We start from the raw sequence: 25,799 nt of genomic DNA, 5'->3' as shown, positions 1-25,799 counted from the left end.
TCCTGACGGGGAGGGCATTCCCCGAGGTCACAGCGCCGGAGCGGTCCCGTCGGAGGGCGCCGGCAGCGGGATCCGGGCGCGCAGCGCGTACCCGCCCTCGGCGCTCGGCCCGGCCTCGAAGAAGCCGCCCAGCCCGTTGACCCGCTCGCGGAGCCCGACCAGGCCGTTCCCGCCGCTCGGCAGCCCGTGCTGGGGGGCGCCGCCGGAGGCGCCGTTGGTCACCTCGACCTCGACGGCCTCGGGCAGGACGCGCAGGTCGATCCGGGTGTCGGCGGCGGCGGCGTGCTTGTGCACGTTGGTCAGGGCCTCCTGGACCAGCCGGTACACGGTGCGGCCCACCGTGGCGGGCATCGGGCGGTCCTCGCCGCGGACCGACAGGTCGACGCGGAGCCCGGCGGCGCCGGACTGGCCGATCAGCTCGCGGACGTGCAGCAGCGTCGGGGCGTCCTGCGGGAGGGCCTCCTCGCCCTGCCGCAGGACCCCGATCACCTGGCGGAGCTCCTCCAGCGCCTGCCGCCCCATGTCGCCGATCACCCCGGCCGTCTCGGCGGCCCGCTCGGGATCGCGGGCGGCGATCGCCTTGAGCGCGCCCGCGTGGACGACCATGACGCTGACCCGGTTGGCGACCACGTCGTGCATCTCCCGCGCGATGCGGGTGCGCTCCTCGCCCCGGGCCCGCTCGGCCAGCAGGTGCTGCTCGCGCTCCAGCCGCGCCGCGCGCTCCTGGAGGGTGGCCACGAGCTGCTTGCGGGCGCCCATGTAGAGGCCGAGGAGGAGCGGAACAGTGACGAAGGTCACGCCGAAGAGGGCCTGGGCGAGGAACGAGACGTCGTCGGACGTCGGCCCGGGGAAGATCAGGAAGAACAGGTAGCCGAGGACGGCGAGCGCCCACACCGTCCGGCGGGACGCGGTGTAGGCGCCCAGCGAGTAGAGGACGACCAGCGCGGCGAACGCGCCGCCGCCGGTGGCCGTGCCCCAGATCAGCAGGAACACCATGAGCGCGACCGGGTGGGCGCGCCGCACCACCAGCGCGAGGCCGAGCACCACGCTGGCCGCGGAGACCGCCGCGGTGGGGAGCCAGAACCTCCCGTCGGCGAGCGCCAGCCAGGCCCCGTCGAGGGCGGCCAGGCCGAGGGCGAGGGAGACGTCCAGCGCGCGGGATCGTCTCGTCGGCCAAGCCGCCGACCACCAGGCACGCAGGGGCATGCCAGGAGCCTATAGCGGTCCGGCGCCCCGGCATCCGGTCCACCGCGACGGGCGGACACGGCGGCGCACCGCGTCATCGTCGGGGCATCGGGCCCTCCGGCTCCGGATCGTCCGCGCCCGTGCGCGAACGGTGGTCTGGAACGGGCCCTGTGGTTACGATGACGGCGCCGACAAGGACGGGGACAACGCTCACCATGACCCGATTCGCCACCTGGTTCGGGAAGAACGCCGACGCCGTCATCGCTCTGGTCCTCGCCGTGGTCGTCGCGGTGATCGGCCTCGGCGTGGACCTGCCGAACGAGGCGGAGATCACCAACAGCGCCATCCTCGCGGTGATCGGCCTGCTGGCCACCTCGGTGCTGCGCGACCGGGGCCGCCGCATCCCTGTCGAGGCCGAGGTGCGCGACACCCTGCGCGCGTCGTCGGCGACGCTGGAGGGGCTGAGCGACCGCCTGGGCGATCTCGACCGGCTGGAGGGCGTGGTCTCCGACACCAAGCGGGCGCTGGACGAGACCGCGGTGGTGCGGGTGATCAGCGGCGCCGAGGTGGCGCGGGTCCTGGCCGACGCGCGGCGCGAGACCGACCGGTGGTTGTTCAAGGGCGGCACCGGCACCTACATCCGCGCCAAGACGCTGCCCGAGTGCGTGGCGACGGCCCGCCGCGAGCGGCGCACGCTGCTGTTCCGGCTGGAGATCATCGACCCGACCCACCCGGAGGTCTGCGAGGCGTACGCGCGGCACCGCCGCTCGGTCGCCGACGGGCCGGACGCCACCGGCGAGCCGTGGACGCTGGAGCGCACCCGCAAGGAGGCGTACGCGACGATCCTGGCCGCGTGCTGGCACAAGCAGCGGTTCGGGATGCTCGACATCGACATCGGCCTGTCCAGGACGATGACCACGCTGCGCTACGACCTGGCCGCGTCCAAGGTGGTGGTGACCCGCGACGACCCGCGCGGCGAGGCGCTGGTGGTCGACAGCGGCAAGTTCTACTACGGATGGGTCAGCGCCGAGCTCCAGACCAGCCTCGACCAGGCGCGCCGCGTCCCGATCGAGCAGGCCCGGCTGGCGCCGCTCGACGACGAGCCGACCGTCGAGGAGGTGCGCAAGCTCTTCGAGGTGATCGGGATCGACCTGCCGCAGGGCTGCACCGACCGGGACATCATCGAGATCATCCGCAAGGCGCTGCGGGCCCGGGACCCGTACGAGTGATGCGGTACGAGGAGATCCGGGGCGAGATCGCGGCGGGCACCGCGGCCGGGACGCTGCCGGGCTGGGCCCGCCGGGTGCTCGCCGACGTCGCCGCGGGCCGGTCCCGCATCGCCGCGGTGCGGCACCCGCTCGGGTTCCTGTGCCTGCCGGTGGAGCGCAGCGGCGAGTTCGGGGTGTGCCTGCACCTGTGGTCCCCGGAGGTGCGGCCCGCCCCGCCGACGACGTCCGAGCTGCACTGCCACAGCTGGGAGCTGCTGAGCTTCGTCCTGTACGGGACGGTGCGCAACGTGCGGGTGCGGGTCGACGACGCCGGGCCGGGCGGCGACCCGACGCACCGGGTGTTCGAGGTGGTCAGCCGCGACGACGTCGACGAGCTGCGCGCCACCGGGCGGGGCGTCCGCTACACCTCCTGCGGTTCGGCGGCGCACCGCACCGGCGAGTCCTACGCCCTGCCCGCCGGGATCTTCCACAGCACGCTCATCGAGGGGGGCCGGGACGCCGCGACCGTGGCGCTCGGCCGCCGCACGCCCGGCGGCGGCGACCTGTCGCTCGGGCCCCTCGGCACCCCGGGGCACCGCGTGCGGCGCTCGCGGTGCGACCCCGGCGACACGGCGCGCGCCGCCCTGCGCGCGGCCCGGCTGATCACCGCCGAGCACGGCCCGGCCCCGTCCCACCGACAGAGCGCGACTGGAGAGTCCCGATGAGATCCAGCTCCCCCTCGCCCGCCCCGCCGGTCGACCTCGCCAAGGCCCGCCGGGTCGCGGTCGAGGCCGCCGAGGCCGCCGGCGACCTGCTCCGCGCCGGGATGGCCCGCCCCCTGGAGATCCGGCCCAAGGGGACCGCCGGGGACGTGGTGACCGAGCTGGACCTGGCCGCCGAGGCGCTGATCCTGCGGCGGCTCCGCGCGGTGTACCCGGGGCACCGCGTCATCGCCGAGGAGTCGGGGGTGAACGAGGGGACGGGCACCGCCGCCGGCGCGGACGCGGGACTGGTCTGGCTGGTCGATCCGCTCGACGGCACCAACAACGTCGCGATCGGGATGCCCGTCTACGCGGTCGGGCTGGCACTGTGCGCGGGCCCGGTGCCGGTGCTCGGCGTCGTCCACGACCCGGTCACCCGGCGGACGTGGTCGGCGGTGCGGGGCGAGGGCGCGCGGGGCCCGGACGGCGCGCCGCTGCGCCTGGCCGCGGCGGCCCGCGCGGGCCGCGCCGACAATCCCGTCCTCGCCTGGACGCAGGGGCACGAGGTCGGGCGCGGCGATCCGGTCGTCCTGCCGCTGCGGACGGCGGTGGAGGCGCGCTGCGGGCGCCTGCTCCAGCTCTGGGCGCCGCTGGTGGCGTGGGTGATGCTGGCCCGCGGCGACATCGACGGCATCGTCGGCTACCGGCCCGAACTGGTCGACCTGCCCGCCGGGGCGCTGCTGGCGAAGGAGGCGGGCGCCGAGTTCCGCGCGCTGGACGGCGGCCCGTACGAGCCGAGCATCGACCTGCCCCCGGCCGAGCGCGGGTTCGTCGCGGCGCGTCCGGCACTGCTCGAGCGGCTGCTGGAGACCACCGCCCAGGCGTGCCGTCCGGCCGCCGCGGGCACCGGGAGCACCGGAGGCACCGAGGGCACGGGCGGCTCGGCGGGCGCGGGCGGCTCAGGCGGCGCCGCTCAGGGCGGGCGGGTCCGGCTCACCCGGTGAGGAGCAGCGCCGCGACGGCCGCGGCGCAGCCGAGCACGGCCAGGGCCGTCCCGGTGAGGACGAACTTGCGCATCGGCACCCGCACGTCCCAGCGGCGGCACCACTCGAACCACAGCAGCGTCGCGAGCGACCCCCACGGGGTGATGACGGGGCCCACGTTCGTCCCGATCAGCAGCGACAGGAGCTGGTCGCGGTTGCCCGCCGGGACCGCCGACTCGCCCGCGACGTAGGCGGGCAGGTTGTTCAGCACGTTCGCCAGGCCGCCGCCCGCGAACGCCGCACGCAGCGCCCCGCCGAGGCCGTCGTCGGTGCCGACCAGCGCCACCATCAGATCGTCGAGCCCGTACCGCTCCAGCGTCGGGACGACCAGGAACAGCGCGGTCACGAACACCATGAGCTGCCACGGGACGAGCGCGGGCCGCAGCGCCGACCGGTCGCGCACCGCGAACGCGGCGACGGCGACGAGCGCGGCGGCGGACGCGGCGACCCCGAGCTGGACGCCGGTGTGCACGCCCGCCAGGATCGCGCCGACGAACAGCAGGCACGCCAGGCCGGTCGCCGAGAACAGCACCCGGTCGCGCACCGGCGCCGGGACCGGCGGATCGTAGGTGTCGGCGCCGCGCATCCGGCGCCGCCAGAAGAAGACCCACAGCAGCGCCATCGTGACGGCTAGCACCGCGAGCTGCGGCGCCCACATCCGGGCGGCGAACGCCGGGGTCTCCAGGGCCACCTGGTCGGCGGCGAGCAGGTTGGTCAGGTTCGACACCGGCAGCAGCAGGCTCGCGGTGTTGGCCAGCCACACCGTCGTCATGGCCAGCGGCAGCGCGGCGATCCGCGCGGACGCCGCCAGCGCCAGCATCACCGGGGTCAGCAGCACCGCGGTCGTGTCGAGGTTGAGGAAGACGGTGTTGACCGTCGCGAACGCCACGCACAGCAGGAACAGCGCGGCGTAGCGGCCGCGCCCGGCTCGCGCCATCCGCTGCGCGATCGCGTCGAAGACGCCGGCCTCCTTGGTCAGCTCGGCGAGCACGATGACGGCGAACAGGAACAGCAGCAGCGGCGCGATCCGGCCGAGGCTCGCGCGGGCGGTCGCGGCGGGCAGCATCCCGGTGGCGACGAAGACCAGGCCGAGGGCCAGCAGCCCGAGGCGGATTCGGTCGAGGACGCTCAGGGCGCGCGCCGCGCGTCTGAGGAGGTCGCCGGGGAGAGCCACCGCGTCATGATCCCATAAGCGCCCCGGCCGCTCCCCCGGCTCCGCCGCACGGGCTACGCGAGGCCGCGCGGGCGCGCGATACTGACCGCATGACACCCTCCGGCGGCCAGTCCGGGCAGGAACGCCCGACCGATCTGTTCATCAGCTACTCCCCCGCCGACGAGCGCTGGGCGTCGTGGATCGCGTGGCAGCTGGAGGCCGCCGGGCATCGCACGATGATGCAGGCGTGGGACTTCGTCCCGGGCACCAACTTCATCGACTTCATGGACCGCGGGCTGTCCGAGGCCAAGGTCGTGGTGGCGGTGCTGTCGAGCAACTACCTGCGCTCGCGGTACGGCCGGATGGAGTGGATGGCGGCGCTGCGCGCCGACCCCGACGACCCGGCCCGCAAGCTGGTCACGGTGCGGATCGAGGACTGCCCGATCGACGGGCTGCTGTCCACCATCACCTACGTCGACCTGGTCGGGATCGACGATCCGGGCGACGCGCGGACGCTGCTGATGCGCCGCGTCCAGGAGGCCCTGGCCGGGCACGCCCGCCCGCTGGACGGCCCGGGGTTCCCCGGCGGCGGTCCCGGTCCCGTGCCGCCCGGCGGGTCCGGCCCGGCCCCGCTGGTCGGACGCGTCGAAGGCAGCACCCGTCCCGGCGGCGGTCAGGGGCCGGGCGGGCACGGCGCGGGCGGAGGTCCGGGGCGGGGGACGCGGCTTCCCGAGGCCACCGGCGAACGGCCCGTCCGGCGCGCGCCGGTGGCGGCGCCCGCGTTCCCCGCGGACGACGCCGAGCGGCGCGAGCCCCGCGAGCACGTGAGCGTGCTGCACATCTCGGGGCCCCGGTTCGGCCGCACGCTCGCCGAGCCGGGCGAGCCGACCACCGCGTCCGAGCTCCAGGACCGCATCTGGAGCGACGTGACGCGGCTGGCCGATTCGGGCGTGCCGCGGCCCGACCTGCTGGTGGTCACCGGCAACCTCACCCACTCGGGCAGCCGCAAGGAGTTCGCCGAGGCCCTGTCGTTCCTCACCAGCCTGCGCGCGCTGCTCGGGCTGGAGGCGCAGCGGGTGGTGATCGTGCCGGGCACCCACGACGTGACCCGGGCGGCGTGCCAGGCGTACTTCTCCAGCTGCGAGGCCGACGACATCGACCCGCAGCCGCCCTACTGGCCGAAGTGGCGGCACTACGCGGGGCTGTTCAAGGAGCTGTACCAGGGCCTGGACGCGCTGATCTTCGACAGCGCGCAGCCGTGGACGCTGTTCCCCGTCAACGACCTGAAGGTCGTCGTCGCCGGGCTCAACTCCACGCTGCCGCAGAGCCACCGCGAGGAGGACCGGTACGGGCGGGTCGGCCAGGCGCAGGCCGCGTGGTTCACCGAGCGGCTCCGGCACTACGAGGGCGAGGGCTGGCTCCGGCTCGCCGCCGTGGAGCACACCCCGGTCGCCGGGGAGCCCGGCGCGCTGCGCGACCCCGACACCGTCGACACGCTGCTCGGCGGGCACGTCAACGTGTTCCTCCAGGGCACCGGGTCGGAGCTCGGCGCGGTGCCGCTGCTGCCGTCCGGCGCGCCGTCGGTGCCCGCGCTCGGGCCGGGCCGCCACCAGGTCGTGGTGGTGCGCCGCGACGGCCTGGACCGCTGGATCCCCGAGGAGGCGACCCGCCGCGGCCCCGAGCACCTCGGCCGCGACTGGGCCCGGGTCACCGGGACGTTCCCGCCGCCCGTCCGGTCCCCGGCCGGCCCGCCCGGCCGGGCGCCCGAGATCGGCCCCGGCGCGGGCGGCCCCGGAGACGCCCCCGGCGGCCCCGACCCGGCCGACCCGATGACCGACGCGACCGGGCAGCTCCTCGACCGGCTCACCGAGGCGTGCGAGACCCGGTTCGAGCGCGCGAACATCCGCCGCATCGTCCCGGCCCCGCTCGCCGGCGGCCGGACCGACCCTCCGCACCTGCTCCTCACCCACCTGGAGGACGGGTTCGTCCGGCAGTACCGGATCGGCGCGCACGTCGGGCGGGTGACCGAGCCCGACGTCGACGCGTTCGTCCGGCACGTCCACGCCGACGGCGCCGACCACGGCTCCGAGCTGGTCTACCTCGGCCCGGCGCCGGCCCGGTCGCTGCGCGAGGACGCGCTGCGCCGCGGCATCCGGGTGCGCAGCCTCACCGAGTTCCAGGGGCTGCTCGACCTGTCGGAGTACGTGACCGCGCAGACCGGGCGGCTCGCCGCGGGCGGCCTGTACCCGCCGGCGCTGTACGTCCGGCAGCGCTACCGCGAGCTCGACCGCGCGGGCCAGGACGCCGACGTCCGGGACGACGCCGTCGGCGAGATGCTCCGGATGCTGGCCGCCGACCACGGCCGGTTCCTGCTGCTGCTCGGCGACTTCGGGCGCGGCAAGACGTTCGCGCTGCGCGAGCTGGCCCGCCGCATCCCCGCCGAGCTGCCGCACATCATCCCGATCCTGATCGAGCTGCGCGCCCTCGACAAGGCGCACTCGGTCGACGGGCTGGTCGCCGCGCACCTGGCCAACCACGGCGAGGAGCTGATCGACCTCAAGGCGTTCCACTACATGCTGCGGCAGGGCCGCATCGTGCTGCTGTTCGACGGGTTCGACGAGCTGGTCACCCGGGTCACCTACGACCAGGCCACCGACCACCTCGACACGCTGCTGCGCGCCGCGCAGGACAAGGCCAAGATCGTCGTGGCCGGCCGGACCCAGCACTTCAAGTCGCAGGCGCAGGTGCTCACCGCGCTCGGCGAGCGGGTCGGCGTGCTGCCGCACCGCCGGGTCCTCGGGCTGGAGGAGTTCACCCCCGGCCAGGTCCGCTCGTACCTGGTCAACCGGTACGGCGACGAGGACGCCGCCGACGCGCGGCTGCACACCCTGGCGGGCATCCAGGAGCTGCTCGGGCTGACCGCCAACCCGCGGATGCTGAGCTTCATCGCCGACCTGCCCGAGGAGCGGCTCCGCGCCGTCGCGCAGGCCCGCACGACGGTCAGCCCCGCCGACCTCTACCGCGAGATCCTCTCGTCCTGGCTGGCGCACGAGGCGGGCCGCGTCCGGCACGCCGGCGGTCCCTCCGGGCTGACCGCCGACGACTTGTGGCAGGCGGTCGGCACGCTCGCGCTGCGGCTGTGGGAGAGCAACGAGCAGTTCCTGCGGCTCGCCGAGCTCGCCGACGTCGCCGACACCCTCACCGGCCTCGCCGACGGACGGCTGTCGCCGCACCAGGTGACGCACGCGGTCGGCGCCGGCAGCCTGCTGGTGCGCACCGCCGAGGGCCTGTTCGGGTTCATCCACGGGTCGGTGGTGGAGTGGCTGGTCGCCCGGCACGTCGCCGCCGAGTTCGCGAACGGCGCCACCGCGCCCGCCGCGCTGGCCCGCCGCGCCCTGTCCCAGCTCACCGTCGACTTCCTGTGCGACCTCGCCGACACCCGCGCGCTCCAGGAGTGGGCCGCGGCGGTCCTCGCCGGCCCCGAGGCCGACGACGTCGCCCGCGCCAACGCCATCCGCGTCACCACCCGGCTGCGCACCCCCGCCCGCACCGACCTGCGCGGCGCCAAGCTCGCGGGCGAGGACCTGTCCTACCGCGACCTCCAGGAGGTCGACCTCACCGGCGCCGACCTGACCGACGCCCAGCTCGTCGGGGCCAACCTGTCCCGCGCCGTGCTCCGCGACGCGTCCCTGGCCGGCGCGCGCCTCGACGAGGCCCGCCTCAACGGCGCCGACCTGCGCGGCGCCGACCTGTCCCGCGCCCGCCTGGCCCGCGCCGACCTGCGCGACGTCGCCGTGGAGGGCAGCCGCTGGACGCGGGCCGCGCTCATCGACGCGCTCCTCCCCGACCGCATCGCCGCGGCGCCCGAGCTGCGCGAGGCCGCCATCGCGCCCGGACGGCCCGTCGACATCCAGGTCGCCCCCGCCGCCGTGGGCGTCCCGTACGGGTTCCACTTTCAGACCAGCCGGCTCCCCCAGCCGCTCGCCTACAGCCCCGGCGGGTCGGTCCTGGCGGTCGGCAGCGAGGACGGCGGCGTCCTGGTCTGCGACGCCGTGACCGGGGTGCCGCTGCGCACCCTCCAGGGCCACCGCGACCGCACCTACGCGGTCGTCTTCGACGCCACCGGCACCCTCCTGGCCACCGGCTCGGCCGACGGCGCCGTCCGCATCTGGGACCTCGCCACCGGACGCTGCGCGCACACCCTCCCCGTCCACCCCGACGGGGTCTGGCCCCTCGTCGTCAGCCCGGGCGCGCGCGACCGGGGCCCCGGCGGGCACGGCACGCTCATCGCCGCGGGCGCGTCCGACGGGACGGTCCGCGTGTGGGACGCGGCGACCGGCGCCCTGCGGCACGAGCTGCCCGGCCACACCGCGCCCGTCTACACCGCCGTCTTCGACCCGTCCGGCACGTCGCTGGTGACCGGCGACGCCGGAGGCGTCCTGCGCGTCTGGGACCTGGCCACCGGCGAGCTGCACCGCACCCTCACCGGGCACCGCGGCGCGGTGTTCCGCGCGGTGTTCCACCCCGACGGGACGCTGCTGGCGGCGGGCGACGAGGCGGGCGTCGTCCGGCTCTGGGACATCGGCACCGGCGAGATCCGCAAGGAGCTGCTCGGCCACACCGGCCGCGTCTACGCCATCGCGTTCCACCCGGACGGCGACCTCCTGGTCACCGGCGACACCGACGGCTCGGTCCGGCTCTGGGACGGCGATCGTCCCCGAGCCTCGCTCTCGGGCCACCGCGGCGCCATCTACCAGGCCACCTTCAGCCCCGACGGGGGCCGCCTCGCCACCGCCGACAGCGCCGGGTCGGTCCGGCTGTGGGACCCCGCGACGGGCCGGCAGCGGCTCGAACTCGCCGGGCACCGCGGCGCGGTCTGGCCGTTCGCGTTCCGCCCCGACGGCGCGCAGCTCGCCACCACCAGCAACGACGGCACCGCCCGGGTGTGGGACGCCGAGACCGGCCAGAGCCGGGTCGTGCTGCGCGGCCACGGCCGCCGCGTCACCGGCGTCTGCTTCAGTCCCGACGGCGGCCTGCTCGCCGCCGCCGGCAACGACGGCCTGGTGCGGCTCTGGGAGCCCCGCACCGGGCGGATGGTCCGCGAGCTGCGCGGCGTCGCCGACAACCTCACCTCCGCCGCGTTCAACCCCAGGGGCGCGCAGCTCGCCACCGCCACCAACGACGGCGGCGTGCACCTGTGGCAGCCCGGCACCGGCACCTTCGAGCGCGAGCTGAACGTGGAGACCGACCACGTGTGGACGCAGGCGTTCGACCCCACCGGCGACGTGCTGGCCACCGCCAACGACGACGACAGCGTCCGGCTCTGGTACTGGACGACCGGACGCGAGATCGTCAACCTCTCCGACCACCACGGCCGGGTCCGCTCGATCGACTTCGGCCCCGGCGGCGACCGCGTCGCGACCGGCTGCGACGACGGCCTGGTCCGGCTCTGGAACGCCCGCAGCGGCGCCCTGGAGGCGACCCTCAGCGGCCACACCGACCGCGTCTACACGGTGACGTTCGACCCCGCGGGCGGCGTCCTCGCCAGCGCCAGCAACGACGGCACCGCCCGGCTGTGGGACACCGCGACCGGCCAGACCCTGCACACCCTGACCCGGCACACCGGGCGCCTGTGGACCACCGCGTTCGACCCGTCCGGCACCCTCCTGGCCACCGCCGGCGACGACCTGGCCGTCCGGCTGTGGGACCCGCGCACCGGCCGCCACCTGCACACCCTCGAAGGGCACACGCGCCGCGTCTGGTCGTCGGCGTTCAGCCCGGACGGGGCGCTGCTGGCCACCGCCGGCGACGACGGCGCGGTCATCCTGTGGGACGTCGCGGACCGGGACGCCCCCGCCCGCCGCGCCACCCTCCTCGGGCTGGCCGAGGGCTGGGCCGCGCTCACCCCCGGCGGACGCTACAAGTGGGAGGGCGCCGCGACCGCCGAGTTCTGGTACTCGATCGGGATGTGCCGGTTCGAGCCGGGCGAACTCGACCCGTACCTCCCCGAAGTGCGCCAGCTCCCCCTGGAGGCCGACCTCTGACCCCACGGCGCCGCGCCCCACGGCGGCGCGGCGGCGCGGCGGCGCGGCGCACGGCCCAGGATCGCGGCGCGGTCAGCCGGCGGCGGCCCGGCCCGCCAGGTCCTCCCACAGCGCGTCGATCCGCGCCTTCAGCTCGTCCAGCGTGCCGGAGTTGTCGATCACCACATCGGCGACGGCGCGGCGCCCCTCCCGAGTGGCCTGCGCGGCGATCCGGGCCCGCGCGGCCTCCTCCGTCATCCCGCGCCGAGTGGTGAGCCGGTCGAGCTGGACCTCCACCGGGGCGTCGACGACCACCACCACGTCGTACATCTCCGCCAGCCCGTTCTCGGCCAGCAGCGGCACGTCGTACACCACGATCGCCTCGCCGGACGCGGCGTCCATCAGCTCCTGCATCCGCTCCCCCACCAGGGGGTGGACGATCGCGTTCAGCGCCGCCAGCCGCGCGGGGTCGGAGAACACGATCGCGCCGACCCGCTCCCGGTCGAGCCCGCCGCCGGGGAGCAGCACCTCCGCGCCGAACTCGGCGGCGACGGCGGCCAGCCCCGGCGTGCCGGGCTCGACCACCTCCCGCGCGATCTGGTCGGCGTCGATGACCAGCGCACCGCGCTCGCGCAGCCGCGCCGACACCTCGCTCTTGCCCGAGCCGATTCCACCGGTGAGTCCCACTTTCAGCACGGGCCCACCGTACTCAGACCGGCGGCCTCGCGGGAACCAGGGCCTTGCGCATGTGCACCAGCGTCAGGTGCGCGGCGACCCGCTCACGGTGCGTCTCGGCGTACCCGAGCCGCCGGTACAGCCGCAGGTTGCCCTCGCTGAGGTGCCCGGTGAACAGCACGCACGCGTCGGCGCGTCCGGCCACCTCGTCCTCGAGCGCGCGCAGCAGCCGCCCGCCGATCCCCCGCCCCTGCATGTCGGGCACGACGACCAGCCGCCCGACCAGGCAGGTGCGCTCGCTGAACTGGGCGCGGATCGCGCCGACCAGCCGGCTCCCGCGCACCGCCTTCAGCGTGACCGCGTCGCCCGTCAGCACCGTGCGGAGCTGCTCGTGCGACTCGACCAGCGGCGGGATGAACGGGTCCCCGTAGAGCTGCGCCTCGGCCAGGTACGCCGCGCGCTGCACGGTGAGGATCTCGCCCGCGTCCTCCGGGGCCGCCCGCCCGACCGCGACCGCCGGCTCCGCTCCCGCCGCTCCCGCCGTTCCCGGCTCGGATGTCGTCACTCGCGCCCTCTCGCTCATCGCGGTGGCGCCGGCCGGGGACCGCCCGGCCGGCGCGTCACTGCCCGATCCGGACCGTCACCGCGACCGGATAGTGGTCGGACGCCTGCGACCGCGGCACCTCGTAGTCGGCGAACAGCAGGTCGTCGGTCCCGAAGATCCAGTCGTTGCGGGTGCCGTCGGCCCTCGTCGGGGACGCGTCGCCGCCGAGCGCGGCACTGCGCATCTCCGAGTCGAGCATCCGGCCGATCTCCGGGCTGTCCGAGGAGGCGTTGAAGTCGCCGCCGATGATCGTGCGGGGGGCGCCGCCCCAGGCGCGCAGCAGCGCGGCGACCTCGCGGCTCCGCTCGTCGCCGTGGTCGGAGCCGCCCTCCAGGTTGGTCGACCAGACGTCCATCGTGGTGGAGCCGACGGCGAGCCGGGCCCACACGTAGCCGCGGATCTGCGACCAGTCGCCCTTGGGCATCCGGCCCGTCCCGGACCGGCGGACCGGCAGCGAGGTGAGGATCGCGTTGCCGAACTGGCCGTCGGCGGCCGGGCCCCACAGCAGCTTCATGCCGAGCCGCCGCGACAGCCACACCGCCACGTCGGTCGTCCCCGACAGCAGCGACCCGCGCCCGGCCTCCTGGAGCAGGACGACCTGGGCGCGCTGCCCCTCGATCGTCCGGGCGATGTCCTCGGGGTCGAGCCGGCCCTTCTGGTTCACCGCGTCGTGGATGTTGTAGCTGAGCAGCCGCACGTGGCCGGGGGCCGGACCCGCCTTGGCCGACCCGCTCGGCGCCGCGACGGTGAAGACCAGCGTGCCGAGCAGCAGCACCAGCGCGGCGGCGCCGGCGGTGAGCGCCCGCAGCGGCGCTCGGGCGGGCAGCGGCCCGCCGCGGGCGGCGGCGATGGCCGCCAGCGCGCCGAGCAGGATCCCGGCCAGGCCGGGCAGCACGTTGTTGGGCAGCGGCAGCGGCTCGATCGCGCTGACCTGGTACGGAATCAGGATCAGCGCGACCAGCAGCCCGCCGGTCGCGGCGGCGACGTCGACCCGCCAGACCGGGCCGCCGGCTCCGGCGCGGCGCAGCGGCGCCCGGCAGGCCACCGCCAGCAGCCAGGCCGACAGCACCTGGCCGACGATCACCACCGGGACGACCTCGACGCCGGAGACCGCATAGGTCCCGGCGATCGCACCGGCGCCCACGCCGAGCACGGTGCCGCCGAGCACGCACACTCCGCCGGGGACGGCCCGCACGGCGAGCCCGGACGCCAGGAACGCCAGCGCCAGCCCCTGCCCGACGACCACGATGATGTGCGCGGCCGTCAGCGACTGCCAGCCGGACGAGGCCACGAACGCCGGGCTCGACAGCACCAGCACCTGAAGGGCCAGGAACGGCCCGAACGCGGCGGCGCCGAACGCGTCCCGCCAGGAGACGCCCGGCGCGGTCACCGGCCCGGAGACCAGCTCGCGGTAGAGGGCGGCGGCGCCGAGGCCGACGAAGGCCAGGCACACCGCCCACGGCCCGATCCCGGACCGCCAGACCGGGTCCCAGGTGGCGAAGGCCATCCGCACCGCGCCGTCGGCGGCGAGGCCCGCGACGGTCGCGGTGGCGAAGCCCACCCCCGACAGGCCGCGGGCGCCCTCGTACAGACCCGCCACCGCGATCATCCCGATGGCGGTGCCGACGAGCGCCAGCCAGGTCTGCGGGGTGAGCGCCTGGGCGAGCAGCCGCACCAGGAACAGCCCGCCGACCCCGATCAGCAGCAGGCCGCGCGGCCCGGCCGTGCGGCGGATCAGCGGGGCGGCGAACCCGGCGAGGTAGATGACCAGCACGGCCGCGCCGGCGGCGCCGATCCCGGCGTCACCGGCCAGGTGGTCGAGCTGGGAGAGGGAGAAGCGCAGGGTCTGCGCGAGCACCGCCACCGTGATCGCGATCAGCGCGAGCCGCGCGGGACCCTGCGGGACGATGGAGGCACCGGCCGGCGCGGAGCCGCCGGTCCTGGTGCCCGCGTCTGTCGTGGCGTCTGTGCTGGCCAATTGAACGAATGCTCCAGGGGGACGAGCTGAGGACGAAAAACAGATCACGGCCGGAGGACGATCCAGGGGATCGGCCTCCGGCCGTGATCATAGAGTCACCGGCCGCCGCGCGCGGGGAACTTCGCCGAGTCCCCGCGCGGACGGCGCGCGCGTGTGGTCAGTGGGAGATCACTGACCGCCGGAGAGCTTCTCCCGCAGCGCGGCGAGGGCCTCGTCGGTGGCCAGGGCGCCACCGGTGGTCTCGCTCTCCCCGCCGCCGGAGTAGGAGGTCTCGCCGCCGCCACCGCCGCCACCGCCACCGGTGCTGGCGGCGGGAGCCGACTCGGCCTCCGCCTCGGCCTTGCGGGCCTCTTCGATCTGCTTGCGGTGCGCGTCGAAGCGGGTACGCGCCTCGGCGTACTGCCGCTCCCAGGTCTCCCGCTGCTCGTCGAAGCCCTCGAGCCACTCGCCGGTGTCGGAGTCGAAGCCCTCGGGGTACTTGTAGTTCCCCTGGTCGTCGTACTCGGCCGGCATGCCGTACAGCGTCGGGTCGAAGTCCTCTTCCTCGACGCCCGCGGCGGACTCGTTGGCCTGCTTGAGCGACAGGCTGATCCGGCGCCGGTCGAGGTCGATGTCGATGATCTTCACGAAGATCTCATCGCCGACCTGGACGACCTGCTCGGGGATCTCCACGTGGCGCTCGGCCAGCTCGGAGATGTGCACCAGGCCCTCGATGCCCTCCTCGACCCGGACGAACGCGCCGAACGGCACCAGCTTGGTGACGCGGCCGGGCACGACCTGGCCGATCTGGTGGGTGCGGGCGAACTGCTGCCACGGGTCTTCCTGGGTCGCCTTGAGCGACAGGGAGACGCGCTCGCGCTCCATGTCGACGTCCAGGACCTCGACCGTGACCTCCTGGCCGACCTCGACCACCTCGGACGGGTGGTCGATGTGCTTCCAGGACAGCTCGGAGACGTGCACCAGGCCGTCGACGCCGCCGAGGTCCACGAACGCACCGAAGTTGACGATCGAGGACACGACGCCCTTGCGGACCTGGCCCTTCTGGAGCGTGTTGAGGAAGGTCTGGCGGACCTCGCTCTGGGTCTGCTCCAGCCACGCGCGGCGGGAGAGCACCACGTTGTTGCGGTTCTTGTCGAGCTCGATGATCTTGGCTTCGAGTTCGCGGCCGACGTACGGCTGGAGATCCCGGACCCGTCGCATCTCGACCAGCGACGCGGGCAGGAAGCCGCGCAGGCCGATGTCGAGGATGAGGCCGCCCTTGACGACCTCGATGACGGTGCCGGTGACGATCCCGTCCTCGTCCTTGATCTTCTCGATCGTGCCCCAGGCGCGCTCGTACTGCGCGCGCTTCTTGGACAGGATCAGCCGGCCCTCCTTGTCCTCCTTCTGGAGGACAAGGGCCTCGACGTGGTCTCCGACGGTGACGACCTCGTTGGGGTCGACATCGTGCTTGATGGAGAGCTCACGGGAGGGGATGACACCTTCCGTCTTGTAGCCGATGTCGAGGAGGACCTCGTCTCGATCGACCTTGACAACGGTGCCTTCGACGATGTCGCCGTCGTTGAAGTACTTGATGGTCTCGTCGATCGCGGCGAGGAATGCTTCCTCTGAACCGATGTCGTTGACCGCTACCTGCGGGGTGGTCGAGGTGGCCTCGGTGCTACTCGTCATGTGTCGGCTGGCTCCGGATACGGACATAGAAGGTGTCTGGTCAATGCGCGGAGGGCCGGGTCCGCCCTGTCGAGGACCGGAAGGGGACACGAAACCGCCGCGTCATAATGAACCGAACCATGTCGACGACCTGACCGAGCGCGAGCCTGCTCCGTCCGAAGCACACGCAGACCCACAACGCAGCGATCAGGATATGGGACCAGGAGCCCCTGGTCAATCCGGGCCACGCCGGGACCGGTCAATAGGACCGCGCCTGAGCCCGGTAGCCCTTGCCCAGCCGCCGTTCCCGGCTCTTGGGGAAGGTCACGGCGCGCGGGTCGCCGTCGGAGGTGTAGCGCCGCTCCGGATGCGCGTCGAGCTCGTCCAGCCAGGCGGTCGAGCAGAACGTCCGGCAGTCGTTCTCCTTGATCTTCCCCTCGGACCGCACCCGGGTGATCGCGAACCGGTCGAAGTCCTTGTCGAACGGCGACTCCGACGGCTTCCAGCCGGCCAGGAGGACGCCCTGGAAGTCGTACCGGCCGTCCTGGCGCTGCGCCCACGCCCGCTTGTGCGGGATGGCGCCGAACGGATAGGCGAACGTGGTGGCGTGCGCCCCGGTCAGCGAGACGATCTTGTCCTCGATCCCGCCGATCTCGTCCTGGACCCGCTTCCTGGACATCGTCGACAGGTCCGGATGGGTGACCGTGTGGTTACCGATCTCGTACCCGTGCCGCGTGAGCCACGCCAGCCCGGCGGCGGCCCGGTCGCCGAGCAGGAACAGGTCCTCGTTCAGGTAGAACGTCGCCACCGGCCGGAACCCCGGGTACCGCCGGGCCACGTCCTGGATGATCGCCACGGCGGTGTCCGGCGCGGGCCCGCCCTGCGCGTCCAGCCCGAACTGCCCCGGGGTGCTGTCGTCGAACGTCAGGACCACCGGGTGCCGCCCGGCCGGGACCGCGTCGAACCGCCCGGCGACGAACTCGGCCGCGGTGACGGGCACGTAGCCCTCCTCGGCCAGCCGGGTCAGCTCGTCGCGCAGCTCCTTGGTCGAGCGGTCCAGCGACAGCTCGGGCTTCTTCATGATCCGGTGGTACATGAGGACCGGGACCTCGCCGAGCTCGTCGGCCTTGACCGCCACCGCCCCGGGCGCGGCGGGCGGGATCGGCGCGGACGCCTCCGCCGAGGCGGAGGGCGAGGGCTGCGGCGGGGCGCTGGAGGAGGGCGGCGCGGACGCCGTGGACATCGCGGGCGCGGGCGCTCTCGTCGCGCTCGGGGCCGGCGTGCTGGGCGAGGTGGCCCCGGAACGCGCCGCCGACGCGCCCGCGTCCCGCCCGCGGCGGGTGCCGGGCAGGGTCAGGCCGATGATCACGGCGCACACCACGACGATCCCGGCGATCTTGTGCAGGAGTGGCACGATCCTCCCGTCGATCTTCAAGCGAAACGGCAGGGACAGCGTACGACGCACCGACTTGAGGGCACATGTCCGAGACCGTGATGGATGCCTGATCTCCGGAACCGCCCGGCCCGGTCCCCGGGAGCGCCAAAAGGGCGCGGGCCGCCGATTCACGGCTCTCGCGCCCTGAGAGGGCGTGTGCGCGGCTTCGGGGAGCGAACGCTCCCCCGCTGTCGTTCCGCGCGTCGCAGAGCCTCCGCGGCCCTATCGGCGCCGCCCTGCCCGCCTCCCGGCCCGCCGGTCCTGCCCGGCTCCCCCGTCCTGCCCGTCTCCCCGGCCCGACCGGCTCCCCGGCTCGACCGGCTCCGTCCCGGCCGCCTGGGCCGGACGGAGCCGGATGCGCGCACGAGGCTCGCCGACCGGGCCGTCGCGCTAGTGGGCGGCGTCCTGCCAGGTGCGGCCGGTGCCCATGGAGACGCCCAGCGGCGCGCGGAGCGCGTAGGCGCCCGCCATCTGGTCGCGGACGAGCGCCTGGAGCTCCTCCAGCTCGCCCGCCGCGACCTCGAAGACCAGCTCGTCGTGGACCTGGAGCAGCATCCGCGACTTCAGGCCGGCCTCCCGCAGCGCCCGGTCGACGTTCAGGCCCGCGACCTTGACGATGTCGGCGGCCGACCCCTGGATGGGAGCGTTGAGCGCCATCCGCTCGGCCATCTCGCGGCGCTGCCGGTTGTCGGAGTTGAGGTCGGGCAGGTAGCGGCGGCGGCCGAGGATGGTCTCGGTGTAGCCGTCCTGCCGGGCCCTGACGACCACGTCCTGGAGGTAGTCGCGGACGCCGCCGAACTGCTGGAAGTACTCCTCCATGAGGCCGCGCGCCTCGTCCGGCGAGATCCGCAGCTGCTGGGACAGCCCGTACGCCGACAGCCCGTACGCCAGCCCGTAGTTCATCGCCTTGATCCGGGCCCGCAGCTCCGAGTCGATCTGCTCGGGCGGCAGGCCGAACACCCGGGACGCGGTGATGGTGTGGAAGTCGGCGCCGGACCCGAACGCCTCCAGCAGCGCCTCGTCCTCGGACAGGTGCGCCATGATGCGCAGCTCGATCTGGCTGTAGTCGGCGGTGAGCAGCGACTCGAAGCCGTCGCCGACGACGAACGCCTCGCGGATCTGCCGACCCTCGGCGGTGCGGATCGGGATGTTCTGGAGGTTCGGGTCGGTCGACGACAACCGGCCGGTCGCGGCGACCATCTGGTTGAAGGTGGTGTGGATGCGCCCGGCGTCGTCGGCCATCGGGATCAGCGAGTCGACGATGCTCTTGAGCTTGGCCACCTCGCGCCAGCGCAGGATGTGCTCGAGCACCGGGTGCCCGTCCTTGGCCAGCAGGTTGGTCAGCGCCTCGGAGTCGGTGGTGTAGCCGGTCTTGGTGCGCTTGGTCTTGGGCAGCCCGAGCTCGTCGAACAGCACCCCCTGCACCTGCTTGGGCGAGCCGAGGTTGAACTCGTGCCCGACGGCGTCGTGCGCGGCCTGCTCCATCTCCTTGACCTGGCCGCCGAGCGAGGCCGACAGCCCCGCGAGGTGGTCGGCGTCGACGGCGATGCCGGCCCGCTCCATCCCGGCCAGCACGCGCACCAGCGGCAGCTCGACCTCGTGCAGCAGCGCGGTCGCGCCGCGCTGCTCCAGGTCGGCGTCGAGCACGTCGGCGAGCTCGGCGACGGCGCGGGCCCGGACCGCCAGGTCCTGCGCGGCCTCCTCCTCGCCGGAGCCGTCGAGGGTGAGCTGGCCAGTGTCCTCGGTCTCGTTGCGCAGCTCGCGGTGCAGGTAGCGCAGTACCAGGTCGGCCAGGTCGAAGGTGCGCTGGCCGGGCAGCGCCAGATAGGCGGCCAGCGCGGTGTCGCTGGTGAGGCCGTCGAGCTCGAGCCCGCGGGCCGCCAGCGCCAGCATCGGCCCCTTGGCCTCGTGCAGCGCCTTGGGCCGCCCGGGATCGGCCAGCCACGCCGCCAGGGCCCGCTCGTCGGCCTCGTTCAGCGCGGACGGGTCGAGCGTGACCGCCGGGCCCTGCCGGGACGCCAGCGCCAGCGCGGTGATCTCGCCGGTGCCGCGCCCCCAGGCGCCGGTCACCGCGACGCCGATCCTGGACGCGGCGGTGCCGTTGGCCTCCAGCCAGCCGCCCAGCGCGCCCGGCTCCAGGGTGTCGAACTCGACGTCGAAACCCTCGTCGGCCTCGGGCTCGGCGGTCGGCAGCGAGGCGTACAGCCGCTCGCGCAGCACCTTGAACTGGAGCGAGTCGAACAGGGTGTGGACCTCCTCCCGCTCCCACTGCCCCATGACGAGCTGCGGCGGCGCCAGCTCGAGGCCGACCTCGCAGTCGAGCTTGTTGAGCTGCTGGTTGCGCAGCACCGCGCCGAGGTGCTCGCGCAGGTTCTCGCCCGCCTTGCCCTTGATCTCGTCGACCCGCTCGACGAGCCGGTCGAGACCGTCGTACTTGGCCAGCCACTTCGCCGCCGTCTTCGGCCCCACGCCGGGCACCCCCGGCAGGTTGTCGCTGGACTCGCCCACCAGCGCGGCCAGCTCGCGGTACCGCGCGGGCGGCACGCCGTACTTGGCCTCGACCGCGGCCGGGTCCATCCGGGCCAGCTCGGACACCCCGCGGATCGGATAGAGGATGGTGACGTGCTCGTCGACCAGCTGGAACGCGTCGCGGTCACCGGTGACGATCAGCGTGTCGAGACCGGCGGCGGTGGCCTGGACCGACAGCGTGGCGATGATGTCGTCGGCCTCGAACCCGGCGACCGACAGCCGCGGGATGCGCAGCGCGTCCAGCACCTCGAAGATCAGGCTGACCTGGCTGCGGAACTCGTCGGGGGTCTTGGCCCGGCCCGCCTTGTACTCCACGTACTGCTCGTGCCGGAACGTCGGCTCGGACCGGTCGAACGCCACCGCGATGTGCGTCGGGCGCTCGTCGCGCAGCACGTTGATGAGCATCGAGGTGAAGCCGTACACCGCGTTGGTGGGCTGCCCGTCGCTCGTCGAGAAGTTCTCCACCGGCAGCGCGAAGAACGCCCGGTAGGCCAGGGAATGCCCGTCGAGCAGGAGAAGCCGGTCTTGCTGGTCAGGGGTCGCTGCTTTGGTCACCACACGAGGACTCTAGTCTGCGCGTACGACAGTTCGAGGGAGGCTCAATGACACAGGAGCAGCCGGATCACGCCGGCCGCTTCGGCGACGTCCACGGTGATCTCGCGAAGGCGATGGGGATCGAATACCTGGAGGCGGCGCCGGAACGGGTGGTCGGCCGCATGCCGGTCAAGGGCAACACCCAGCCGTACGGGCTCCTCCACGGCGGCGCCTCGTGCGTCCTGGCCGAATCGCTCGGCTCGGTCGGCTCCGCGCTGCACGCCGGCCCCGGCCGCATCGCGGTCGGCATCGAGATCAACGCCACCCACCACCGGTCGGCCACCGAGGGCTGGGTCACCGGCGTCGCCACCCGCGCGCACGGCGGCCGCACCCTCGCCAGCTACGACATCGTGATCACCGACGAGGCCGACCGGCGGGTCTGCACCGCCCGCCTGACCTGCATGCTCCGCGACCAGCCCCCCGCCTGATCCACTTTCTCTTTGCGGGCGACGGCACGGGGTGGGTAGCGTGGGCGCCAGCGGCCCGGGACCACCGAGTAGACAACGTACGGACCCGAGAGGGTCCGCACGGCCCCAAAGGTGGTCCCGGGCCAATGCTCCGCCCCGGGCCCGGCACCGCGCACGGCACCGGTCACGCGCCGTCGACGGTTGCGGTTGGATTGCGAAACCGATCACCCCGTTCACCCCGCGCGCGACGCCCACGTACGTTCGGCCCATGCGTCTACGTGCCGCCGTCACCGGCGCCGCGCTCCTGCTGACCGCGCTGCCGGGCTGCTCCGAGTCCCACTCCGACTCGGGCCCCGGCTCCTCCGGCTACGTCCTGCCGTCCGAGAAGGTCCGCGAGAGCGAGACCGCCCTACGGGGCAAGACCGGCCGCAGTGCCGACATGCGCTTCACCGTCATCGGCTTCCGCGAGGGCATGACCGAGGTCATGGGCACCCACACCGCGATGGAGTCCAAGGGCGCCTTCACGCGCGTGCGCGTCCTGGCCGTCAACGAGGGGCGCGACATCCAGGTCTTCGACACCTGGAAGCAGCGGCTGCTGACCGGCGACGGCAAGACCGTCACCCCCGACGTGAACGCCACCATGGTCAAGCGGCAACCCGAGCGGCTGTCGGTCGGCGCCGCGATGCGGGCCGAGTTCGACCTCTGGTTCGACGTCCCCCGCGGCGTCAAGACCCGCGGCGTGCGGCTCTACGGCTCCCCCACCGTCGGCGCCGTCTCCGACCCGCCGGCCGCCGAGATCACGCTCCCCTGAACGTCGCGCCGGCCCCGAAGACCGCAGTGAGGGCGGCTTCGGGACCGGCGCAGCCAAGGCCCCGGAGGCCCGCCTACCCGGCGGCCTCCGGCGGACCGTCCTTCTTCTGAAGGTCCGGAGCGCCCTCCTCAAACGGCGGAGCGCCCTCAGGCGACGGCGTGTCCTCCCGGACGTCCGATCCCCCGCCCAGATACGCCGCGCGCACCTCCGGGTCGTCCAGCAGCTCCGACGCCGGGGCGGACTTCACGACCCGGCCCGTCTCGAGCACGTACGCCCGATGCGCGATCTGCAACGCCTGCTGGGCGTTCTGCTCCACCAGCAGCACCGTCACCCCGCGCCGGTTGATCTCCTGGATGATGGTGAAGATCTGCTGCACCAGCATCGGCGCGAGCCCCATCGACGGCTCGTCCAGCAGCAGCACCTTCGGCTTGGCCACCAGCGCCCGCCCGATCGCGAGCATCTGCTGCTCGCCGCCCGACATCGTCCCGCCCGCCTGGCCCTTGCGCTCGGCCAGCCGCGGGAACAGCTCGTACGCCTCCGCCAGCTCCTTCGCGGGACTGTCCTTGCGGGCGTAGGCGCCCATGAGGAGGTTCTCCTCCACCGTCATGCCGGGGAAGATGCCCCGGCCCTCCGGCGCCTGCCCGATGCCCGCGACCACCCGCCGGTGCCCCGGCATCCGGCTGATGTCCTCGCCGTCGAACACGACCGAGCCCGCCGACAGCGGACGCAGCCCCGACACCGTCTTCAGCGTCGTGGTCTTCCCCGCGCCGTTGGCGCCGATCAGCGTGACGATCTCACCCTCGTCGACGGCCGCGGTGATGCCCTTGAGCGCCGCGATCTTTCCGTAGTGGACGTGAATGTCCCGGATCTCAAGAAGCATCGGCCGGAGCCCCCAGGTACGCCTCGATCACACGCGGGTCGTTCTGCACCTCGGCCGGCAGCCCGTCCGCGATCTTCTGCCCGAAGTCGAGCACCGCGACCCGGTCGCTGATCCCCATCACCAGGCTCATGTCGTGCTCGATCAGCAGCACGGTGACGCCCGTGTCGCGGATCGTGCGGATCAGCCCCTGCAACGCCACCTTCTCGGCCGGGTTCATCCCCGCCGCGGGCTCGTCCAGCAGCAGCAGCTTCGGCTCCGTCGCCAGCGCACGCGCGATCTCCAGCCGCCGCTGGTCGCCGTACGGCAGGTTCTTCGCCGCCTCGCCGCCCCGATGCGGGATGCCGACCAGCTCCAGCAGCTCCCGCGCCCGCTCGCGGCCCTGGCGCTCCTCCCGGCGATGCCACGGCATCCCCAGCGACGCCCCCACGAACCCGGTCCGATGGTGCGCGTCGGCGCCCACCATCACGTTCTCCAGCGCGGTCATGTTGTGGAACAGCCGCACGTTCTGGAACGTGCGCGCCACCCCCAGCTTCGTGACGGCATAGCGCTTCATGCCATCGATCCGCCTGCCGTCGAACACCACTTCGCCCGTGGTCGGACGGTAGACGCCCGTGGTCACGTTGAACACCGTGGTCTTGCCGGCGCCGTTCGGCCCGATCAGCGCGAAGATCTCGCCCCGCCCGATCCGGACGTCGACCTTGTTGAGCGCCACCACGCCGCCGAAGCGCATCACCACATCGCGCAGCTCCAGCACCGGCGGCGGACTCTTCGCCTCGCTCACTTGCCCACCTCCGCGCTCGTCCCGGCGGACTCCGGACCGGCCACCTCGGCGCCCATACTGCCCATCCCGCCGGTCCCCTCGGCCAGCTCGGCCTTGCGCCGGCGCGACGGCCACAGCCCCTCGGGACGGAAGACCATCATCAGCACCAGCACGAACCCGAAGATCAGCATCCGGTAGTCCTTGAGCTCCCGGAACCGCTCCGGCAGCCATGCCACCACGAACGCCCCGAGGATCACCCCCGGGATGTTGCCCGAGCCGCCGAGCACCACCGCGGCCAGGATCAGCGCCGACACCAGGAACTCGAAGTTGTTCGGATTGATCGAGCTCTGCTTCGCGGCGAACACCACGCCGCCGCTGCCGCCGATCGCCGCGCCGATCGCGAACGCCGCCAGCTTGAACTTGAACGTCGGGACGCCCATCAGCTCCGCCGCGTCCTCGTCCTCGCGGATCGAGGCCCACGCCCGTCCTACCCGGCTCCCCTCCATCCGCTTGACGAACACGATCGTCACGATGATGAACAGCAGCAGCAGGTAGTAGTACGGCCGCGAGTCCAGCAGCCCGTACTTCAGCGGCTGGACGCCCAGGATCTCGAACTCCGACAGCGTCGGCGGGTGCGGGATGTCCTGGATGCCCCGCGGCCCGTTGACGTAGGAGCTGTTGGCGGCCGTCCGCTTGACGATCTCACCGAACCCGAGCGTCACGATCGCCAGGTAGTCGCCCCGGAGCCGCAGCGTCGGCGCCCCGAGGATCACACCGGCGAGCGCCGAGAACAGGATCGCCAGGACCAGCGTCTCCCAGAAGCTCCACCCGTACTTGGTGGAGAACGAGGCGATCGTGTAGCCGCCCACCGCGTAGAACGCCACATACCCGAGGTCCAGCAGGCCGGCCATGCCGACCACCACGTTCAGGCCGAGCGCCAGCAGCACATAGATCGCGATCTGGTCGCTGAGCATCGTCGGCCAGTCGCTGCCGCCCGGCGCCATGAACGAGCCGATCGCCTCGCTCGGCAGGAACAGCGCGCCCACCACCAGCAGCAGGTACACCGGCCAGCGCACAATGCCGGACGCCGACGCCCACCGGTCCCGGATCTCGTCGAACGACCATCGGGCGGACCGGGCGCCGCCGTCGTCCTTCTTCGTCAGGTTCATGCGCGCGCCCGCTGGAGAGACTCACCGAGGATGCCGGTGGGACGGAACATCAGGACCAGGATCAGCACGGAGAACGCGACCACGTCCCGCCACTGTGAGCCGAAGAGGCTCGCCCCGTACATCTCGAACAGGCCGAGCGAGAACCCGCCGACCAGCGCTCCGCGGAGGTTGCCGATACCGCCGAGCACCGCCGCCGTGAACGCCTTGATGCCGAGCAGGAACCCGGTGAGGTACCAGGCCTGCTCGAACCGCAGGAAGTACAGCGCCGCCGCCACCCCCGCCATCACACCGCCGACCAGGAACGTCACCGACACCACCCGGTCGATGTTCACGCCCATCAGCACCGCGGTCTCGGGATCCTGCGCCGTCGAGCGGATGCCCCGGCCGAGCTTGGTCCGGTTCACGAACTGGTCCAGCGCGACCATCATCAGCACCGCGCCGACGAACACGATCAGCTTGTCGTTGCTGACCTCGATCGGGCCGAGGTCGATCACCGTGCTCCGGTCCACGAAGTGCTCGTTCAGCGGCAGCTTGCCGCCCTCCTTGGAGGTGCCGAACACCCACCGGATGATGACCGTGCCGAACAGCTGCTGGATCAGGATCGACGCGCCGATCGCGGAGATCAGCGCCGCCAGCCGGGACGCGCCCTTCTTGCGCAGCGGCCGGTAGGCCAGCACTTCCAGCAGCATCGCCCCGCCGCCGGACACCAGGCCCGCGACCACGGACATGAGGACCGCAAGGCCGATCAGGCCGAGCCCGCCGGCGCTGTTGACGCCCAGGGTCTGCACCGTCCACAGGGCGGCGAACGTGCCCACCATGAAGATGTCGGCGTGCGCGAAGTTGATCAGCCGGAGGACGCCGTAGACCATCGTGTAGCCCAGCGCGACCAGCGCGTAGATCGCGCCGAGCGCCAAGCCGTCGACGGTGGACGGCCAGAATTGGTTAATGAAGTCGTCGAACGCCATTGGTCGCCTTTGAAAAAAGGAGCGGGAGC

18 protein-coding genes are annotated in these 25,799 nt (G+C 73.6%); 6 read left to right on the top strand and 12 right to left on the bottom strand.

Features of this window, described 5'->3' with window-relative positions:
- Positions 1-27 precede the first annotated feature (27 nt).
- On the bottom strand, positions 28-1,206 hold the full coding sequence (locus OHA34_RS36765) for a sensor histidine kinase (protein ID WP_285936691.1): 1,179 nt from the start codon (positions 1,204-1,206) through the stop codon (positions 28-30).
- Positions 1,207-1,400: 194 nt separating this feature from the next.
- Here OHA34_RS36765 and OHA34_RS36760 point away from each other — a divergent pair, with 194 nt between their 5' ends.
- The 3 genes from OHA34_RS36760 to OHA34_RS36750 are packed head-to-tail and all read left to right on the top strand — an operon-like array spanning position 1,401 to position 4,098.
- Positions 1,401-2,414: a hypothetical protein gene (locus OHA34_RS36760; protein WP_329520171.1), complete on the top strand. Its 1,014-nt coding sequence runs from the start codon at positions 1,401-1,403 to the stop codon at positions 2,412-2,414.
- Positions 2,414-3,118 carry a hypothetical protein gene (locus OHA34_RS36755; RefSeq protein WP_285936693.1) on the top strand — a complete coding sequence of 235 codons (705 nt, stop codon included), beginning with the start codon at positions 2,414-2,416 and terminating at the stop codon, positions 3,116-3,118. The genes OHA34_RS36760 and OHA34_RS36755 overlap by 1 nt, the downstream gene beginning before the upstream one ends.
- Positions 3,115-4,098, top strand: a complete 984-nt coding sequence (locus tag OHA34_RS36750; protein ID WP_329520170.1) for an inositol monophosphatase family protein — start codon at positions 3,115-3,117, stop codon at positions 4,096-4,098. The genes OHA34_RS36755 and OHA34_RS36750 overlap by 4 nt, the downstream gene beginning before the upstream one ends.
- On the opposite strand, the gene OHA34_RS36745 is transcribed toward OHA34_RS36750, so the two are convergent.
- A complete protein-coding gene (locus OHA34_RS36745; protein WP_285936695.1) occupies positions 4,088-5,311 on the bottom strand; it encodes an SLC13 family permease in 1,224 nt (407 codons plus the stop codon). The genes OHA34_RS36750 and OHA34_RS36745 overlap by 11 nt on opposite strands.
- A gap of 89 nt (positions 5,312-5,400) precedes the next feature.
- Here OHA34_RS36745 and OHA34_RS36740 point away from each other — a divergent pair, with 89 nt between their 5' ends.
- Positions 5,401-11,334 carry a TIR domain-containing protein gene (locus OHA34_RS36740; protein WP_329520169.1) on the top strand — a complete coding sequence of 1,978 codons (5,934 nt, stop codon included), beginning with the start codon at positions 5,401-5,403 and terminating at the stop codon, positions 11,332-11,334.
- Between the two features lie 72 nt (positions 11,335-11,406).
- Here the strand turns inward: OHA34_RS36740 and coaE are convergent, their stop codons facing one another.
- The 6 genes from coaE to polA form a co-directional block, all read right to left on the bottom strand.
- Positions 11,407-12,009, bottom strand: coding sequence for a dephospho-CoA kinase (gene coaE / locus OHA34_RS36735; RefSeq protein ID WP_285936697.1), 603 nt, complete (start codon positions 12,007-12,009; stop codon positions 11,407-11,409).
- A gap of 13 nt (positions 12,010-12,022) precedes the next feature.
- A complete protein-coding gene (locus OHA34_RS36730; RefSeq protein ID WP_329522483.1) occupies positions 12,023-12,463 on the bottom strand; it encodes a GNAT family N-acetyltransferase in 441 nt (146 codons plus the stop codon).
- A 145-nt stretch (positions 12,464-12,608) separates the two neighbouring features.
- Positions 12,609-14,570 carry an endonuclease/exonuclease/phosphatase family protein gene (locus OHA34_RS36725; protein WP_285936699.1) on the bottom strand — a complete coding sequence of 654 codons (1,962 nt, stop codon included), beginning with the start codon at positions 14,568-14,570 and terminating at the stop codon, positions 12,609-12,611.
- A 168-nt stretch (positions 14,571-14,738) separates the two neighbouring features.
- Positions 14,739-16,241, bottom strand: coding sequence for a 30S ribosomal protein S1 (rpsA, locus tag OHA34_RS36720; protein ID WP_285936700.1), 1,503 nt, complete (start codon positions 16,239-16,241; stop codon positions 14,739-14,741).
- 238 nt (positions 16,242-16,479) lie between these two features.
- Complete coding sequence (locus OHA34_RS36715; RefSeq protein WP_285936701.1) at positions 16,480-17,634, bottom strand: polysaccharide deacetylase family protein; 1,155 nt, start codon at positions 17,632-17,634, stop codon at positions 16,480-16,482.
- A gap of 411 nt (positions 17,635-18,045) precedes the next feature.
- Complete coding sequence (gene polA, locus OHA34_RS36710) at positions 18,046-20,742, bottom strand: DNA polymerase I (RefSeq protein ID WP_285936702.1); 2,697 nt, start codon at positions 20,740-20,742, stop codon at positions 18,046-18,048.
- A gap of 44 nt (positions 20,743-20,786) precedes the next feature.
- Here polA and OHA34_RS36705 point away from each other — a divergent pair, with 44 nt between their 5' ends.
- Together OHA34_RS36705 and OHA34_RS36700 are read left to right on the top strand one after the other, a co-directional pair.
- Positions 20,787-21,206, top strand: a complete 420-nt coding sequence (locus tag OHA34_RS36705; RefSeq protein WP_285936703.1) for a PaaI family thioesterase — start codon at positions 20,787-20,789, stop codon at positions 21,204-21,206.
- Positions 21,207-21,453: 247 nt separating this feature from the next.
- Positions 21,454-21,996: a DUF4352 domain-containing protein gene (locus tag OHA34_RS36700; RefSeq protein WP_285936704.1), complete on the top strand. Its 543-nt coding sequence runs from the start codon at positions 21,454-21,456 to the stop codon at positions 21,994-21,996.
- A gap of 73 nt (positions 21,997-22,069) precedes the next feature.
- On the opposite strand, the gene OHA34_RS36695 is transcribed toward OHA34_RS36700, so the two are convergent.
- Genes OHA34_RS36695 through OHA34_RS36680 form a run of 4 tightly spaced genes read right to left on the bottom strand, consistent with a single transcriptional unit; the run spans position 22,070 to position 25,770 of the window.
- Positions 22,070-22,876, bottom strand: coding sequence for an ABC transporter ATP-binding protein (locus OHA34_RS36695; protein WP_329520168.1), 807 nt, complete (start codon positions 22,874-22,876; stop codon positions 22,070-22,072).
- A complete protein-coding gene (locus tag OHA34_RS36690) occupies positions 22,866-23,606 on the bottom strand; it encodes an ABC transporter ATP-binding protein (protein WP_285938543.1) in 741 nt (246 codons plus the stop codon). Before OHA34_RS36690 ends, OHA34_RS36695 begins: the two co-directional genes overlap by 11 nt.
- Before the next feature lie 47 nt (positions 23,607-23,653).
- Complete coding sequence (locus OHA34_RS36685; RefSeq protein ID WP_329520167.1) at positions 23,654-24,805, bottom strand: branched-chain amino acid ABC transporter permease; 1,152 nt, start codon at positions 24,803-24,805, stop codon at positions 23,654-23,656.
- Positions 24,802-25,770 (bottom strand): branched-chain amino acid ABC transporter permease, encoded by a 969-nt coding sequence (locus OHA34_RS36680; protein ID WP_285936707.1) that lies wholly within the window; start codon positions 25,768-25,770, stop codon positions 24,802-24,804. The genes OHA34_RS36685 and OHA34_RS36680 overlap by 4 nt, the downstream gene beginning before the upstream one ends.
- Positions 25,771-25,799: the final 29 nt, after the last annotated feature.

The organism is Spirillospora sp. NBC_01491 (genome assembly GCF_036227065.1).
Lineage (GTDB): Bacteria > Actinomycetota > Actinomycetes > Streptosporangiales > Streptosporangiaceae > Spirillospora > Spirillospora xylanilytica.
This window is presented reverse-complemented; position numbering and strand designations above follow the sequence as displayed.

What these genes read in the sequence shown, in the direction of transcription:
- OHA34_RS36765 (WP_285936691.1), bottom strand. Translation starts at nt 1,206, where the DNA reads ATGCCCCTGCGTGCCTGGTGGTCGGCGGCTTGGCCGACGAGACGATCC.
- OHA34_RS36760 (WP_329520171.1), top strand. Translation starts at nt 1,401, where the DNA reads ATGACCCGATTCGCCACCTGGTTCGGGAAGAACGCCGACGCCGTCATC.
- OHA34_RS36755 (WP_285936693.1), top strand. Translation starts at nt 2,414, where the DNA reads ATGCGGTACGAGGAGATCCGGGGCGAGATCGCGGCGGGCACCGCGGCC.
- OHA34_RS36750 (WP_329520170.1), top strand. Translation starts at nt 3,115, where the DNA reads ATGAGATCCAGCTCCCCCTCGCCCGCCCCGCCGGTCGACCTCGCCAAG.
- OHA34_RS36740 (WP_329520169.1), top strand. Translation starts at nt 5,401, where the DNA reads ATGACACCCTCCGGCGGCCAGTCCGGGCAGGAACGCCCGACCGATCTG.
- rpsA (WP_285936700.1), bottom strand. Translation starts at nt 16,241, where the DNA reads ATGACGAGTAGCACCGAGGCCACCTCGACCACCCCGCAGGTAGCGGTC.
- OHA34_RS36705 (WP_285936703.1), top strand. Translation starts at nt 20,787, where the DNA reads ATGACACAGGAGCAGCCGGATCACGCCGGCCGCTTCGGCGACGTCCAC.
- OHA34_RS36700 (WP_285936704.1), top strand. Translation starts at nt 21,454, where the DNA reads ATGCGTCTACGTGCCGCCGTCACCGGCGCCGCGCTCCTGCTGACCGCG.
- OHA34_RS36695 (WP_329520168.1), bottom strand. Translation starts at nt 22,876, where the DNA reads ATGCTTCTTGAGATCCGGGACATTCACGTCCACTACGGAAAGATCGCG.
- OHA34_RS36690 (WP_285938543.1), bottom strand. Translation starts at nt 23,606, where the DNA reads ATGCGCTTCGGCGGCGTGGTGGCGCTCAACAAGGTCGACGTCCGGATC.
- OHA34_RS36685 (WP_329520167.1), bottom strand. Translation starts at nt 24,805, where the DNA reads ATGAACCTGACGAAGAAGGACGACGGCGGCGCCCGGTCCGCCCGATGG.
- OHA34_RS36680 (WP_285936707.1), bottom strand. Translation starts at nt 25,770, where the DNA reads ATGGCGTTCGACGACTTCATTAACCAATTCTGGCCGTCCACCGTCGAC.